General features: G+C 71.4%; 13 protein-coding genes. 7 read left to right on the forward strand and 6 right to left on the reverse strand.

Going from position 1 to position 13,261, the window contains the following annotated elements; translation table 11 throughout:
- The first annotated feature begins 66 nt into the window (after positions 1 to 66).
- From ACFYZA_RS20065 to ACFYZA_RS20085, 5 genes are all read left to right on the forward strand, one after another.
- Entirely contained in the window at positions 67 to 1,005 is a 939-nt protein-coding gene (locus tag ACFYZA_RS20065; RefSeq protein WP_100577468.1) for a cellulose-binding protein, read from the forward strand.
- Positions 1,006 to 1,103: 98 nt separating this feature from the next.
- The gene (locus ACFYZA_RS20070; protein WP_382597188.1) at positions 1,104 to 2,105 is read left to right on the forward strand and encodes an ABC transporter ATP-binding protein; all 1,002 of its coding nucleotides are present in this window, start codon (positions 1,104 to 1,106) and stop codon (positions 2,103 to 2,105) included.
- A 3-nt stretch (positions 2,106 to 2,108) separates the two neighbouring features.
- Positions 2,109 to 2,888 carry an ABC transporter permease gene (locus tag ACFYZA_RS20075; RefSeq protein ID WP_382597186.1) on the forward strand — a complete coding sequence of 260 codons (780 nt, stop codon included), beginning with the start codon at positions 2,109 to 2,111 and terminating at the stop codon, positions 2,886 to 2,888.
- A gap of 163 nt (positions 2,889 to 3,051) precedes the next feature.
- Positions 3,052 to 4,290, forward strand: a complete 1,239-nt coding sequence (locus tag ACFYZA_RS20080) for an ABC transporter ATP-binding protein (RefSeq protein WP_388491958.1) — start codon at positions 3,052 to 3,054, stop codon at positions 4,288 to 4,290.
- Positions 4,287 to 5,138, forward strand: coding sequence for an ABC transporter permease (locus tag ACFYZA_RS20085; RefSeq protein WP_382597182.1), 852 nt, complete (start codon positions 4,287 to 4,289; stop codon positions 5,136 to 5,138). The genes ACFYZA_RS20080 and ACFYZA_RS20085 overlap by 4 nt, the downstream gene beginning before the upstream one ends.
- Positions 5,139 to 5,157: 19 nt before the next feature.
- Here the strand turns inward: ACFYZA_RS20085 and ACFYZA_RS20090 are convergent, their stop codons facing one another.
- Positions 5,158 to 5,487 carry an ATP/GTP-binding protein gene (locus tag ACFYZA_RS20090; protein ID WP_161247694.1) on the reverse strand — a complete coding sequence of 110 codons (330 nt, stop codon included), beginning with the start codon at positions 5,485 to 5,487 and terminating at the stop codon, positions 5,158 to 5,160.
- 226 nt (positions 5,488 to 5,713) lie between these two features.
- Here ACFYZA_RS20090 and ACFYZA_RS20095 point away from each other — a divergent pair, with 226 nt between their 5' ends.
- Positions 5,714 to 6,751: an LLM class flavin-dependent oxidoreductase gene (locus ACFYZA_RS20095; RefSeq protein WP_388491959.1), complete on the forward strand. Its 1,038-nt coding sequence runs from the start codon at positions 5,714 to 5,716 to the stop codon at positions 6,749 to 6,751.
- Positions 6,752 to 6,848: 97 nt separating this feature from the next.
- Here ACFYZA_RS20095 and ACFYZA_RS20100 read toward each other — a convergent pair whose 3' ends face one another.
- Positions 6,849 to 7,241 (reverse strand): SCO5389 family protein, encoded by a 393-nt coding sequence (locus ACFYZA_RS20100; protein ID WP_120721356.1) that lies wholly within the window; start codon positions 7,239 to 7,241, stop codon positions 6,849 to 6,851.
- 228 nt (positions 7,242 to 7,469) lie between these two features.
- On the opposite strand from ACFYZA_RS20100, the gene nucS reads away from it, so the two are divergent.
- Entirely contained in the window at positions 7,470 to 8,141 is a 672-nt protein-coding gene (gene nucS / locus ACFYZA_RS20105; protein WP_382597177.1) for an endonuclease NucS, read from the forward strand.
- A 92-nt stretch (positions 8,142 to 8,233) separates the two neighbouring features.
- Here nucS and ACFYZA_RS20110 read toward each other — a convergent pair whose 3' ends face one another.
- From ACFYZA_RS20110 to ACFYZA_RS20125, 4 genes are all read right to left on the reverse strand, one after another.
- Positions 8,234 to 10,774, reverse strand: a complete 2,541-nt coding sequence (locus ACFYZA_RS20110; protein ID WP_388491961.1) for an ATP-binding protein — start codon at positions 10,772 to 10,774, stop codon at positions 8,234 to 8,236.
- A gap of 334 nt (positions 10,775 to 11,108) precedes the next feature.
- Positions 11,109 to 11,432, reverse strand: a complete 324-nt coding sequence (locus ACFYZA_RS20115; RefSeq protein WP_100577458.1) for an STAS domain-containing protein — start codon at positions 11,430 to 11,432, stop codon at positions 11,109 to 11,111.
- A 136-nt stretch (positions 11,433 to 11,568) separates the two neighbouring features.
- Positions 11,569 to 12,417, reverse strand: coding sequence for a 3-hydroxyacyl-CoA dehydrogenase family protein (locus ACFYZA_RS20120; protein ID WP_388491995.1), 849 nt, complete (start codon positions 12,415 to 12,417; stop codon positions 11,569 to 11,571).
- Positions 12,418 to 12,562: 145 nt separating this feature from the next.
- Complete coding sequence (locus ACFYZA_RS20125) at positions 12,563 to 13,204, reverse strand: TetR/AcrR family transcriptional regulator (RefSeq protein ID WP_382597170.1); 642 nt, start codon at positions 13,202 to 13,204, stop codon at positions 12,563 to 12,565.
- Positions 13,205 to 13,261: the final 57 nt, after the last annotated feature.

Below are 13,261 nucleotides of genomic sequence, written 5' to 3' on the forward strand. Positions count from 1 at the left end.
TGACACGCCGCTTGGGCCCCTAGGATTCCCCCTATCACCTCACCGGTCTCATTCGACAGGAACCCCATGAGCGACACTTCCTCCCCCTTCGGCTTCGAGCTCGTGCGGCGTGGTTACGACCGCGGTCAGGTGGATGACCGCATTACCAAGCTCGTCGCCGACCGTGACAGTGCTCTGGCACGGATCACTTCTCTGGAAAAGCGCATCGAGGAGCTCCACCTCGAAACGCAGAACGCCCAGGCCCAGGTGAGCGACGCGGAGCCGTCGTACGCGGGTCTGGGTGCGCGGGTCGAAAAGATCCTCCGGCTGGCCGAGGAAGAGGCGAAGGACCTGCGCGAGGAGGCCCGTCGGGCCGCCGAGCAGCACCGTGAACTCGCCGAGTCGGCCGCCCAGCAGGTGCGCAACGACGCCGAGTCCTTCGCCTCCGAGCGCAAGGCCAAGGCCGAGGACGAGGGCGTACGGATCGTCGAGAAGGCGAAGGGTGACGCCTCTCAGCTCCGCTCCGAGGCGCAGAAGGACGCGCAGTCCAAGCGCGAGGAGGCGGACGCGCTCTTCGAGGAGACCCGCGCCAAGGCCGCCCAGGCCGCCGCGGACTTCGAGACGAACCTCGCCAAGCGTCGCGAGCAGTCCGAGCGCGACCTGGCGTCGCGTCAGGCCAAGGCCGAGAAGCGCCTCGCGGAGATCGAGCACCGCGCGGAGCAGCTCCGCCTGGAGGCCGAGAAGCTGCGCACGGACGCGGAGCGCCGGGCGCGCCAGACGGTGGAGACGGCGCAGCGCCAGGCCGAGGACATCGTGGCCGACGCCAACGCCAAGGCCGACCGCATCCGTTCGGAATCCGAGCGCGAGCTCGCGGCCCTCACCAACCGCCGCGACTCGATCAACGCGCAGCTCACCAACGTCCGCGAGATGCTGGCGACGCTGACCGGTGCGGCCGTGGCCGCCGCCGGTTCCCCGGTCGACGACGAGCCCGTCTCGCGCGGCGTTCCGGCCCAGCAGTCCCGCTAGCAGCTCCGCAGCCCTTCCCCCGTGGGCTGCGGCCGCAGGCCGCGAAGCCCCCTGCCACTCCGGTGGCGGGGGGCTTTGTCCGCATTTAGCGTTGCCGCATGATCGAGCTCGAGGGCCTCACCAAGCGCTACGGCAGCAAGGTCGCCGTCGACCACCTGTCCTTCCAGGTCAGACCCGGTGTGGTGACCGGTTTCCTGGGGCCGAACGGGGCCGGCAAGTCGACGACCATGCGCATGCTGCTCGATCTGGACAACCCGACCAGCGGTTCCGTGCGCATCGACGGCAAGCACTATCGCGAGCTGGCCGAGCCGTTGAAGTACATCGGGGCGCTGCTCGACGCCAAGGCGATGCACGGCGGCCGCACCGCGTACAACAACCTGCTGTGCCTGGCCCAGTCCAACCGCATCCCGGCCGCGCGGGTCTCCGAGGTCCTGGACACGGTGGGCCTGACGGCGGTGGCGAAGAAGAAGGCGAAGGGCTTCTCGCTCGGTATGGGGCAGCGCCTGGGAATCGCCTCCGCGCTGCTCGGCGACCCCGAGATCCTGATGTTCGACGAACCCGTCAATGGTCTGGACCCCGAGGGAATTCACTGGATCCGCAATCTGATGAAGCAGCTCGCGGGCGAAGGGCGAACGATCTTCGTTTCGTCTCACCTGATGAGCGAAATGGCGCTCACGGCGGATCACTTGATCGTTATTGGGCAGGGCCGACTGCTCGCCGATACATCGATGGCCGATTTCATCCGGCAGAACTCCCGGAGTTTCGTACGGCTTCGCTCCCCGCAGTGGGAACGGCTCCTCGACGTGCTGCACCAGGCCGGCGTCCCCTTCCTCCAGACCGGGGACGGCGCCATCGAGGTCGACAACGGCAGGATCGAGGCGCTCGGCGAACTGGCCGCACAGCACCAGCTCGTGCTGCACGAGCTGTCCGGCCAGCAGGCCTCCCTCGAAGAGGCGTTCATGCAGATGACGGCGGGCTCGGTGGAGTACCACGCGCACGGCGCGACCACCCCGGGCGGGCCGCCTGCCGCCCCACCCGACTGGGGCGGCGCCAAGGAGGCCCCGCGGTGGGGCGCCCCCGGTCAGGGCAAGGGGGTCTGAGCGATGGCATCGGTACCCGCGGTCCTCAAGTCCGAGTGGACCAAGATCCGTACGGTCTCCTCGACGACCTGGACGCTGGCCTGCGCCCTGATCGTCACGGTCGCGATCGGCGCCGCGCTCTGCGCGCTGATGAAGTCGCAGTTCGACGACCTCAAGCCGGCCGAGCGGCTGACCTTCGACCCGACGCTCATCAGCTTCTCCGGGATGATCCTGGGCCAGCTGGCGATGGTCGTCTTCGGCGTCCTGGTCGTCGGCACCGAGTACAGCTCGGGCATGATCCGCTCCTCGCTCGCCGCCGTGCCCCGGCGCGGCACGTTCCTGTTCTCCAAGCTCGCCGTGGCCACCGTGCTCGCGCTGGTCGTGGGCATGGTGACCAGCTTCGTGTCCTTCTTCCTCGGCCAGGCGCTGCTCGGCCCGCACAGGACCACCATCGGCTCCCCCAACGTGCTGCGCGCGGTGATCGGGGCCGGGCTCTACATGGCGCTGATCGCGCTGTTCTCGATGGGCGTCGCCGCGATGCTGCGCAGCTCGATGCTCTCGCTCGGCATCCTGATGCCGTTCTTCTTCCTGATCTCGCAGATCCTCTCGGCGGTGCCGGGCGCCAAGAGCGTGGCCCGCTACTTCCCCGACCGGGCGGGCTCGCAGATCATGCAGGTGGTGCCGGACGCCATGAACAGCGACCCGGCGCCGTACGGGCCGTGGGGCGGTCTGGGCATCATGGCGCTGTGGGTGATCGCGGCGCTGGCCGGCGGCTATCTCGTCCTGAGGCACCGGGACGCCTGAGCCGGGGTGCGTCGAGCCGGACGGCTCCACCGCGTCGGATCGACGGAGATCACGGCTTGGCCGGAACCGTCAAGGCCTGGATAAGCTCCTCACTCATACGGGGGCATGCCGGCCGCACGCCGGACACCGCCCCGACGACCCAAACCGTCGATGGGGCTGGAGAATGATCGAGGCAGTCGGCCTGACGAAGCGCTACGGCGCCAAGACGGCCGTGCACAACCTTTCCTTTCAGGTACGACCGGGCACGGTCACCGGATTCCTGGGGCCCAACGGCTCCGGCAAGTCCACGACCATGCGCATGATCCTCGGCCTCGACCAGCCGACCGCCGGGCACGTGACCATCGGCGGCCACCCCTTCCGCGAGCTGCCCAACGCGCCGCGCCAGGTCGGCGCGCTGCTCGACGCCAAGGCGGTGCACGGCGGCCGCAGCGCCCGCAACCACCTGCTCTCGCTCGCCCAGCTCGCCGGCATCCCGGCCCGCCGGGTGGACGAGGTGCTCGGCGTGGTCGGCCTCCAGCAGGTCGCCAAGCAGCGCTCCAAGGGGTTCTCGCTCGGCATGGGCCAGCGGCTCGGCATCGCCGCGGCGCTGCTCGGCGACCCCCAGGTGCTGCTCTTCGACGAGCCGGTCAACGGCCTCGACCCCGAGGGCATCCTGTGGGTGCGCAACCTGATGAAGCAGCTCGCCGCCGAGGGCCGCACGGTGTTCGTCTCCTCGCACCTGATGAGCGAGATGGCGCTGACCGCGGAGCACCTCATCGTGATCGGCCGCGGGCAGCTGCTCGCGGACATGAGCGTCACGGACTTCATCTCGCACAACTCCGCCGACTTCGCCCGCGTCCGCACGCCCGGCACCGAGCCCGCCCAGCGCGAGAAGCTGACGGCCGCGCTGACCGAGGCCGGCGGCCAGGTGCTGCCCGAGCCGGACGGCGCGCTGCGCATCATGGGCCTGCCCCTGCCGCGCATCAGCGACGTGGCCCACGAGGCGGACGTACGCCTGTGGGAGCTCTCCCCGCACCAGGCCTCGCTCGAAGAGGCGTACATGCGGATGACGCAGGGCGCGGTCGACTACCGCTCGACGGACGACCAGAAGGCCGGGCTGCAGCCCGCCATGCCGCCCGGGTACCTGCCGCCGCCGGTCGTCCCGGACGTGCCGCAGCAGGGCTGGTACGCCCCGCCGCCGCCCGGCCAGAACCCGTACGCGGCCGCGCCCCCGCAGGCCCCGGCACAGCAGGCCCCGGCACAGCAGCCCCCGGTCGCGCAGGCACCGGTCGCGCAGCCGCCGGTCGCGCAGGCGCCGGCCCCGCAGCCCCCGGCCCCGCAGGCGCAGCCCCCCGCCGCTCCCCCGGTTCCGCAGGCCCCGGCCGCGCCTGCCGCCCCGACCAAGCCCGAGGACACCCGATGACCACCCCCTACCAGCAGCAGCCGCACTTCCCGCAGGCGCCGGGTCCCCAGCTCGGCACGTACACCTCGCCGATCGCCCTGCGGCGGGCCACCTTCGGTGACGCGCTCGCCTCCGAGTGGACCAAGATCCGGTCGGTGCGTTCCACCATGTGGACACTGGGCGTGCTTATCGTGCTCCTGCTCGGCCTCGGCCTGCTCATCGGCTTCGTCGTGCGCTCCAGCGACGCGCACATGGGCGGCACCCCGGTCCTCGCGCTCGGCTTCTACGGGGTGCTGCTCGGCCTCATCTGCGTGATCACGCTCGGCGTGCTGACCATCTCGTCCGAGTACGGCACCGGCATGATCCGCACGACCCTGACGGCCTGTCCGAGCCGGGCGCGGATCCTGGCCGCCAAGTCGGTCGTCTTCTTCCTGCTCACGTTCGTCATCGTGGCGATCGCGACGACCCTGGTCGCGGTCACCCAGGTCGCGATGGTGCCGAACGCGGCGGCTCCCAGCGGCGGCGAGTGGCTGCGCGCGACGGTCGGCGTCAGCCTCTACGTCGCGATGACCGGACTGCTCGCGCTCGCGGTGGGCGCGCTGATCCGGCACTCCGCAGGCTCGATCACGATCATGATCGGCGTGGTGCTGCTTCCGCTGGTGCTCGCCCTGTTCATGTTCACCGACTCGCTCAGCGGGGTGCGGGACTTCCTCCTGAACTACTCGATCCCGAGCCAGCTGGGCGGCTTCTACGGGGCCACGCTCTCGGAGACCGGGCCGAGCGGCTGGGAGCCGCTGTGGATCATGACCGGCATCGCCGCGGTCGCCCTCGGCGGCGCGTTCTTCTCGCTCAACTCCCGCGACGTGTAAGGGAGTCCGACCCGAACGCTCAGTACCTCGGCGCGTTCCTGGACCGCTGCACCCTCGTGGTGCGGCGGTCCTTCGCGTTCCAGCAGGCCTTGTGCCAGTGCCGACGCTCGTCGACGCCCCCGTACTCGGGCCAGGCCACCAGGTGCGGGGCGCCGGAGGGGATCTCCTGGTCACAGCCGGGGCAGCGGTAGCGCTTGCCGGCCGCGCTGGCCCCCGCCACGTGCCGCACCGACCACTCCTCGCCCTGCCAGGACTCGGTGCCCTGGACGCCGAAACGGTCGCCGCCCGTCCGGCTCTCGGACTCGGTCGGGTTCTCGCCGCCCTTGGGGCGGTTGCGGCGCGGGGACACGTAGACACCTCACGGGGCGGGTCGGACGTTTCTCCCCAGCCTAGGCCCACCAGGTGGGGGTACCCGCCCGGGTAGGGACCGCCGGAGCCCGCCGGTGTCACTCGTTCGAGGGACTCTTAGCGGACAATCGCAAGAAGTTGGCGACTGCCCGTGCCTTTGGCACTTGTCAGACGTTCTTGCCAGTAAGAGGGGGAGAGCCGCGTCGGCCGCAAGGAGGCAGAAGGCGATGCGTGTCGGAACTTTTGTACTGGCGGCCCAGTTTCCGGGCCAGGGGCAGGGAGAAACGCTCCATCGAGCGGTCAGGTCCGCCGAGGTGGCCGAGGAGTCCGGGCTTGAATCGGTGTGGCTGGCCGAACATCACTTCGTACCGTACGGGGTGTGCCCGTCCGCCGTGACGCTGGCGGCGTTATTGCTCGGGCGCACCCAGCGGATCAGGGTCGGCACGGCCGTGTCCGTGCTGCCGACCGCGCACCCGGTGGCACTCGGCGAACAGGCCGCGCTGCTGCACCTCACCTCCGGCGGGCGGTTCTCGCTCGGCGTGGGTCGCGGTGGGCCGTGGGTGGACCTGGAGGTGTTCGGCGCGGGCCTCAAGGCGTACGAGCAGGGCTTCCCGGAGTCGCTCGACCTGCTCCTGCGCTGGCTGCGCGAGCCCCGCGTCTCCGGCGAGGGGGAACGATTCAGCTTCCGGGAGGTCCCGGTCGTGCCGCGGCCCGACGAGATCCTGGACGGCGGGCCGGAGGACGCCTGCCCCGAGGTGATCGTGGCGTGCACCTCACCGAAGAGCGTCAAGCTGGCCGCGGAGCGCGGCCTTCCGATGCTGCTCGGGATGCACTGCGGGGACGAGGACAAGGCCGAGATGGTCGCGCTGTGGCGCAGGCAGGCGCTCGCGGCCGGGCACGCGCCGGAGAAGGTCGCGGCGGCGGGCCATGTGTCGGCCGGCGTGGCGCAGATCGCCGACCGGCGGGTCGAGGCCGCCGAGACGCTGGTGAAGTCGATGCCGGGCTGGCTAAAGCAGGGGCTCGACGCCCATGTGACGGTCGACGGCCGCCACCGCGCGATGCGCGACCCGGTGGCGTACACCGAGCTGCTCTGCGGACTGCACCCGGTGGGCACCCCCCGGCTCGCCGCGGACCGGCTCGCCGCCACCTCGGAGCGCACCGGCATCACCCGCTTCGCCCTCCTGGTCGAGGGCTCGGGCGACCTGTCGGCGACGGAGGAGAACGTACGCAGGCTGGGCTCGGAGGTGCTCCCGCTTCTGACGTAGCCGGGGCGGCGGGCCCGGAGCGCAGGGCAGGCCGCCCCAAGTGGCCGCCGCCCCGCGTCAGTTGCACCTCCCGCGACGCGGAGCGGCAGCGAAGACGTCAGCAGTCCCGGAGCTCCGGCGACTGGTTGAGGAGCTGACCCCTGATCGAGGTGAAGCGGGCAAGCCGCTCATCGGAGGAGGGGTCCAGAGGGAACACCGCGACACGGTGGCAGTTCTGGAACGCCAGACGGACACCGAAGTGCCGCTGGAGCGCACCGCGTATGGCGTCACTCGCAAGGGCACGCAGCAGCTGGCCGCGCGCCTGCTCGTCCGGCGGTGGCGTCTGGTTGTCGGCGAACGTTCCGCCGTCGACCTTCAGCTGGGCCACCAGAGAGCTGATCATCTCCCACGCGTAGGGCAGGGAGGTCCGGACGCAGTCGACGAAGGCGGCTTCGTCGACCTCGCCTCGCTCGGCCTGTTCGAGTAGGGCCGGTGAGACGTCGAGCGACATGGTTTCTCCTCTCGCGACCCCGGGGAGCGGGGCCTTACGGGCAGGGAAAGGGAGCATGACGGCCGTCTCTCCCGACAACGCAGCGTGCGCGGCCGACAACCTCCCGCTTCCACGGTAGGCGCGATGTCCGGCCCGTGGCAGGTACTTGGCACATAACCGGCCAATAACGAACAGTGCACTCCCGGGCGAATCGCGTTCGGCGGGGGGATTCGAGTAGCGTTGCGCCCCATGCGTCTCGTCATCGCCCGCTGCTCCGTCGACTACGCGGGCCGCCTCACCGCCCATCTCCCGTCCGCCCCCCGCCTCATCCTGGTGAAGGCGGACGGCAGCGTCTCCATCCACGCTGACGACCGGGCCTACAAGCCCCTCAACTGGATGTCTCCGCCGTGCACCCTGAAAGAGGGGACGGGGGACGACGAGGGCGTCTGGACCGTCATCAACAAGGCGGGCGAGAAGCTCATCATCACGATGGAGGAGGTCATCCACGACTCCTCGCACGAACTCGGCGTAGACCCTGGCCTGATCAAGGACGGCGTGGAAGCGCACCTCCAGGAACTGCTCGCCGATCGGATCGACACCCTCGGCGAGGGCTACACCCTGATCCGGCGCGAATACCCCACGGCCATCGGCCCGGTGGACATCCTCTGTCGTGACGGTGACGGCAGGACGATCGCGATCGAGATCAAGCGCCGCGGCGAGATCGACGGCGTCGAGCAGCTGACCCGCTATCTGGAGCTGCTCAACCGCGACCCGCACCTCGCCCCGGTCACCGGCGTCTTCGCGGCCCAGGAGATCAAGCCCCAGGCCCGGGTGCTCGCCACCGACCGCGGCATCGGCTGCGTGGTCCTCGACTACAACGCCCTGCGCGGCATCGAGGACGACAAGCTGCGCCTGTTCTAGCCCGCGACAGCGGTACGTACGAGAAGGGGCCCGCAGAGTGCTGCGGGCCCCTTCTCGTGTGTGCTGTCACGCGTTCCGCGCGGCGTTCTGTTCTACGGGGTGGTCGACGCCTTCGGCGGCGTGGAGCCGGCCGGCACGGTGGACGTCGGGGTCTTGGAGGCCTCGCTCGAAGGCGGCGGCGGTTTGGTGGAGTCAGGCGGGCTGCTGCCCCCGCTGTTCGACGGCGTGGGCGAGGGCGACCCCGAGGACGAGGGCGAGCCTGATCCGCTCGGCTGCGTGGGCGGCGTCGGGTGCGAGGGCTTGCTCGACGACGGGGAGGGCTTGCCCGAGGTGGACGGCTTGGTGGTGCCCGGGCTCGACGAGCCGGAGGAGGGGTGGCCCGGGGTGCTCGGGCTGCCGCTGGTGCCGGGGACCGGCTGACCGGAGGCACCGGGCTTGCCACTGGCTCCCGGCCTGCTCGGGCTCACCGGGCCGCTGCCCTTGCCGTCGCCCGGCTTGGCGCTGCTGCCGGGGTTGTTGGGGTCGGCGTCCAGGCCGCCGCTCGACCCGTCCTCGTTGGCCGACTGCTGCTGCGTCACGTCGCCGCCCCGGCCGTCGCCGCTGTTGTTGGAGGTCGCGCCCAGCGTGACGACGGTGCCGAGCACCGCGGCGAGCAGCGCGCCGGCGCCGGCCGCGACGAGGTTGCGCCGGGCTCCCCCGAACAGCGCCCGGCGCCGCGCCTTGGGCATCGCGCCGCCGACCGGAGTGACCCGGCGGGTGACCAACGTGACGCCCGGGTCCGGGAGTTGGGCGGTCACCACGGCCGAGGGAACGCCCCCGGGCGGCGCCTTGGACTCCTCGTGGCGGGCGGCGGGCACCTCTTCCCCGACGGGGGTGCGCGGCGCCACCGGGAGGCCGCCCGAGCGGTCCTCGACCAGGGCGAGCGCCCGCCGTCCGGCGACCGTGCCGCGCTTGTCGGCGAGGGCGCCGCGCAGCGCGATGGAGGCCTCCAGCTCGGCGCGGGCCCGGTCGAGCCCGCCGTTGCAGAGCGCGAGGACGCCCAACTCGTGGTGGAAGTACGCCTCTTCGCCCACCTCGCCGGTCAGCCGGGCCGCCTCGGACCCGACCCGCAGGCTGCGCTCCCAGGCGCCCCAGTGCAGCCCCGCGGCGAGCGCGGGGGCGGCGGTGCGGGCCAGCTTGACGGCGGTGGCGGGGTGGTCGTCCTGGTCGCCGGGCACGAGCGCGCTCATGGCGGCGAGCACCGCGTCCGCCTCGGTGGCGGCCCGCTCGGGGGTGACCGAGGGGTGTCCGGTCCACCAGATGTAGTGCTGGGCGGCGGCGTGGGCGCGCTCCCCCGCGCCGGCGTCGTACCCGCTGCTCTCCAGCTGGGTGAGGACGCCGGCGGCGAGGCGGTAGCGGGAGCCGACCGGGGACAGGAGTCCGCTGTCGAGGAGTTCGCCGAGGGCGGCGTCCGCGTGGGTGTCGCCGATGAGCGCGGGCAGGTGCGCCTGGTGCGGCACCTCGCCGCCAAGTGCGACCGCGAAGCGCAGGGTGTCCCGGGCGGCCTCGCTCAGCCGGGAGGCGAGCAGGGCCGCGGGGGCCGCGCCCTCGCCGAGGGTGGGCAGCGGGATCTCGCGGCCCTCGCCCGTGAACACGGACGCCTCGGCGGGCTCGTCCAGCGGAAACCCGTACGCGTCAAGGGAGTTGGGCTCGCCGCGCAGCCGGTCGCGCTGGCGCAGCAGGGCGCCGGCCTGGACGAAGCGCAGCGGCAGGCCCTCGGACTCGAACCAGAGGTCGCCGGCCCAGTTGGCCTCCTCGTCGGTGAGCGCCCGGTCGACGGCCTGCTCGAGGAGTTCGAGCGAGGCGCTGCGGCCGAGGCTCCCGAGGAAGACCTCTTCGATGTGGGAGTCGGGGTGCGGGGCCGGAACCTCAGGGGTCGCGGCGAACACATAGGCGCACTCGGGCGTGGCCAGAAGCAGTTCTTCGAGGGTGGCCCCGCCGAATTCGAGGTCGTCGAGGACCACTACGGCGCCGATGTCGTGGACGCGGTCGAGGAGCACGGCCCGGTCGGGCCGGTGCAGCGGGGTGTGGAACACCGTGGCGTACAGCTCGTGGAGGAGCTCGGTGGAGGTGCGGCGGTGGCCCGAGAGGCGTACGACGCCGTCGGGGGCGAGCTCGGCGCAGTCACCGGCGACCGCGTCGAGCAGGGCGCTGCGCCCGGAGCCCGCGGGCCCGGTGAGCCGCACGGAGCGGCCGCGGCCGAGGAGGCGTACGAGTCTGGCGCGTTCCTCCTGCCGTTCGAGCAGGGCGGGGGTGGGCGTCATCAGACCGGGTGGCAGCGGCGGCCGGGCGGCCCGTTCGCCCTCGGCCCGCTCGGCGGCGCTGCGCCGCACGGGGGCTCCGGGTATCTCGCCCGGCGGGCAGTTCTCGATCTCGCTGCCGTCGATCGGGTTGACCGTCAGGAGGAAGTCGCCCGCGACGAGCTGGACGGTGCGGGCGAGTCCGGCGGCGCGCTGCCCGAAGTCGGGTGTGACGGGCTCCCTGTCGCGTGCGGAGCGCTGCGGTCCGGCGCCCGGTTCCGCGTGTGCGCCCGCAACGCCGACCGTGTCGTCGGCATGGTTGAACTCTTCCGGTCCCCGGTTCATCGGGTCCATGGTGAAAGCCCCCCAGATGCGTGGTGCGTAAGGAATGCCCCTCCCGGTCCTTACGCACTTCGCTCTTCGCTGTCGCTTCTGGTCCGGTGCCCGCCGTGTGGGTTCGTCGATCGGCGGGAAGCCGAACCCTAGACTCCGGACAGTATCTACGAACAGCCGGGGTGCCGCCCCGCCCAAGACGTCACAGTCTCATGAGGATTGCGCGCGGAGTCCGTTTCCCGCACTCCTGTCACGACAACTCCGGTCACGGCAGCTCCCGTCCCGGGATGTCCGCCGGGCGCGGGAGCCGGGGGCGGGAGCCGGGGGCGGGAGCGGGGGCGCGGGAGCGGGCCTCTCAGACGCGCGGCAGGGCCTCGGCGACGATGCCGCCCTCGATCGCGAGGATGCGGTGCAGCCGGGTGGCGACCAGGAGGCGCTGCATCTGGGGTGGCACGCCGCGCAGCACGAGGCGCCGGCCGCACCGCCCGGCCCGGCGGTGGGCTCCCATGATCACGCCGAGTCCGGTGGCGTCCCACGAGTCCAGTTCGGTGAGGTCGAGCACGAGGTCACCGGCCCCGTCGTCGACCGCCGAGTGCAGGGCCGTACGGGCGTCCGCCGCGCTGCGGACGTCGAGGCGGCCCCCGACGACCAGCTCGACGTGGTCGCCCCTGATGTGCATATGCGCTCCCGAGAGTGCTTGGCTTTTCGACAACCGACTCAACAACTGACTGCCCCACGGCCACAGAAGTTGCCGCCCGTGAGCGAACCGATACCAAATTCACCCGGTGGGGTGAGGGCTTCGGGCGGTCGGCGGCTCAGTGCTTGTAGAAGCCCTGCCCGCTCTTGCGACCGATGTCACCCGCGTCCACCATCCGGCGCATCAGCTCCGGCGGGGCGAACTTCTCGTCCTGGGACTCCGTGTAGATGTTGCTGGTGGCGTGCAGCAGGATGTCCACGCCGGTGAGGTCGGCGGTGGCCAGCGGGCCCATCGCGTGGCCGAAGCCCAGCTTGCAGGCGAGGTCGATGTCCTCGGCGCTGGCCACGCCCGACTCGTACAGCTTGGCCGCCTCGACGACGAGCGCCGAGATGAGGCGGGTGGTGACGAAGCCGGCCACGTCGCGGTTGACCACGATGCAGGTCTTGCCGACCGACTCGGCGAACTCCCGTGCGGCGGCGAGGGTTTCATCGCTGGTCTTGTAGCCGCGCACCAGCTCGCACAGCTGCATCATCGGGACCGGCGAGAAGAAGTGGACGCCGACGACCCGCTCGGGGTGCTCGGTGGCCGCCGCGATCTTGGTGATCGGAATGGCGGAGGTGTTGGAGGCGAGCACGGTCTCCGGGCGCACGATCTTGTCGAGCGTGCGGAAGATCTCGTGCTTGACCTCCAGCTTCTCGAAGACGGCCTCGACGACGATGTCGGCGTCGGCGGCCGCGTCCAGGTCGGTGGTCGTGGTGATGCGGGCGAGAGCCGCCTCTGCGTCCTCGGCGGCCAGCCTGCCCTTGCTCACGAACCTGTCGTACGAGGCCTTGATGCCGTCGGTGCCCCGGATGAGGGCCTCGTCGGTGACGTCGCGCAGGACGACGTCCCAGCCCGCCTGGGCCGAGACCTGCGCGATACCGGACCCCATGAGTCCGGCTCCGATGACGGCGAGCTTCCTGGCCACGACGCTTCCCTCCAACAGGTTTCCAACCAAGCCTTCTTGAGCCTTCTTGGCGGAGGCTATCGGCCGGGCGGGCTTCTGGGAGCGCTTAGAGATGCGCGTCACGTCTCAGATGACGGACATCACACCGGGCGGCGTGAGGTGGGTCTCAGCGGGCGGCCCGTACGGCGTAGTTGAGCACCTTGTCCCCCAGGAGCCCCTCCATCTCGTCGATCAGGACGAGCACCTCGCGGGAGACCGCCTTGGGGTCGCGGCCGGCCATCATCTCGCGCCCGATGGCGGCCATGGCCGTCTGGTGGACCCAGTTGATCTGACCCGCGATCAGGGCGGGCAGCGGCTCCCCGGGACCCGCGCCGGTCTCCTCGCGCAGGGTCGCCTCCAGGTTCGCGAGGACCTCCTGGCCCACGGCCCACAGCCGGGCCTTGAGTGCGGGTGAGGCGTCGATGACGGCCATGAACCGGCTGTAGCCCTCCATCAGGCCGACCCTCGGCGAGACCGACTCGACCTCGGCGCGCAGCTCGCGCAGGACCGCCTCGGCGGCGGACTCCCGGTCGTCGCGGCCGCGCACCCAGCGCGAGAGCCGGTCGACGATCCCCCGGCTGCGGTCGAGGAACAGGTCCTCCTTGGCGGGGAAGTAGTTGTAGACGGTGTTCACCGAGACGTCGGCCACCTCGGCGATCTCCGCGATCGTGACCGCTTCGAAGCCGCGCTCCAGGAAGAGCCCGGTGGCCAGGTCCGAGATCCGCTGCCTGGTCTCGCGCTTCTTCCGCTCCCTGAGCCCTTCTGCCATGGCCCCAGCGTAGGCGATCCTCTGCACCCTCTTAAATTTTGGAGGCATTGCAAAATT

This window comes from Streptomyces sp. NPDC001828, from assembly GCF_042892175.1.
In the GTDB taxonomy this organism is placed as follows: Bacteria; Actinomycetota; Actinomycetes; order Streptomycetales; family Streptomycetaceae; genus Streptomyces.

Coding starts and splice junctions, on each gene's coding strand:
- ACFYZA_RS20065 (WP_100577468.1), top strand. CDS start 67: ATGAGCGACACTTCCTCCCCCTTCGGCTTCGAGCTCGTGCGGCGTGGT.
- ACFYZA_RS20070 (WP_382597188.1), top strand. CDS start 1,104: ATGATCGAGCTCGAGGGCCTCACCAAGCGCTACGGCAGCAAGGTCGCC.
- ACFYZA_RS20075 (WP_382597186.1), top strand. CDS start 2,109: ATGGCATCGGTACCCGCGGTCCTCAAGTCCGAGTGGACCAAGATCCGT.
- ACFYZA_RS20080 (WP_388491958.1), top strand. CDS start 3,052: ATGATCGAGGCAGTCGGCCTGACGAAGCGCTACGGCGCCAAGACGGCC.
- ACFYZA_RS20085 (WP_382597182.1), top strand. CDS start 4,287: ATGACCACCCCCTACCAGCAGCAGCCGCACTTCCCGCAGGCGCCGGGT.
- ACFYZA_RS20095 (WP_388491959.1), top strand. CDS start 5,714: ATGCGTGTCGGAACTTTTGTACTGGCGGCCCAGTTTCCGGGCCAGGGG.
- ACFYZA_RS20100 (WP_120721356.1), bottom strand. CDS start 7,241: ATGTCGCTCGACGTCTCACCGGCCCTACTCGAACAGGCCGAGCGAGGC.
- nucS (WP_382597177.1), top strand. CDS start 7,470: ATGCGTCTCGTCATCGCCCGCTGCTCCGTCGACTACGCGGGCCGCCTC.
- ACFYZA_RS20110 (WP_388491961.1), bottom strand. CDS start 10,774: ATGGACCCGATGAACCGGGGACCGGAAGAGTTCAACCATGCCGACGAC.
- ACFYZA_RS20115 (WP_100577458.1), bottom strand. CDS start 11,432: ATGCACATCAGGGGCGACCACGTCGAGCTGGTCGTCGGGGGCCGCCTC.
- ACFYZA_RS20125 (WP_382597170.1), bottom strand. CDS start 13,204: ATGGCAGAAGGGCTCAGGGAGCGGAAGAAGCGCGAGACCAGGCAGCGG.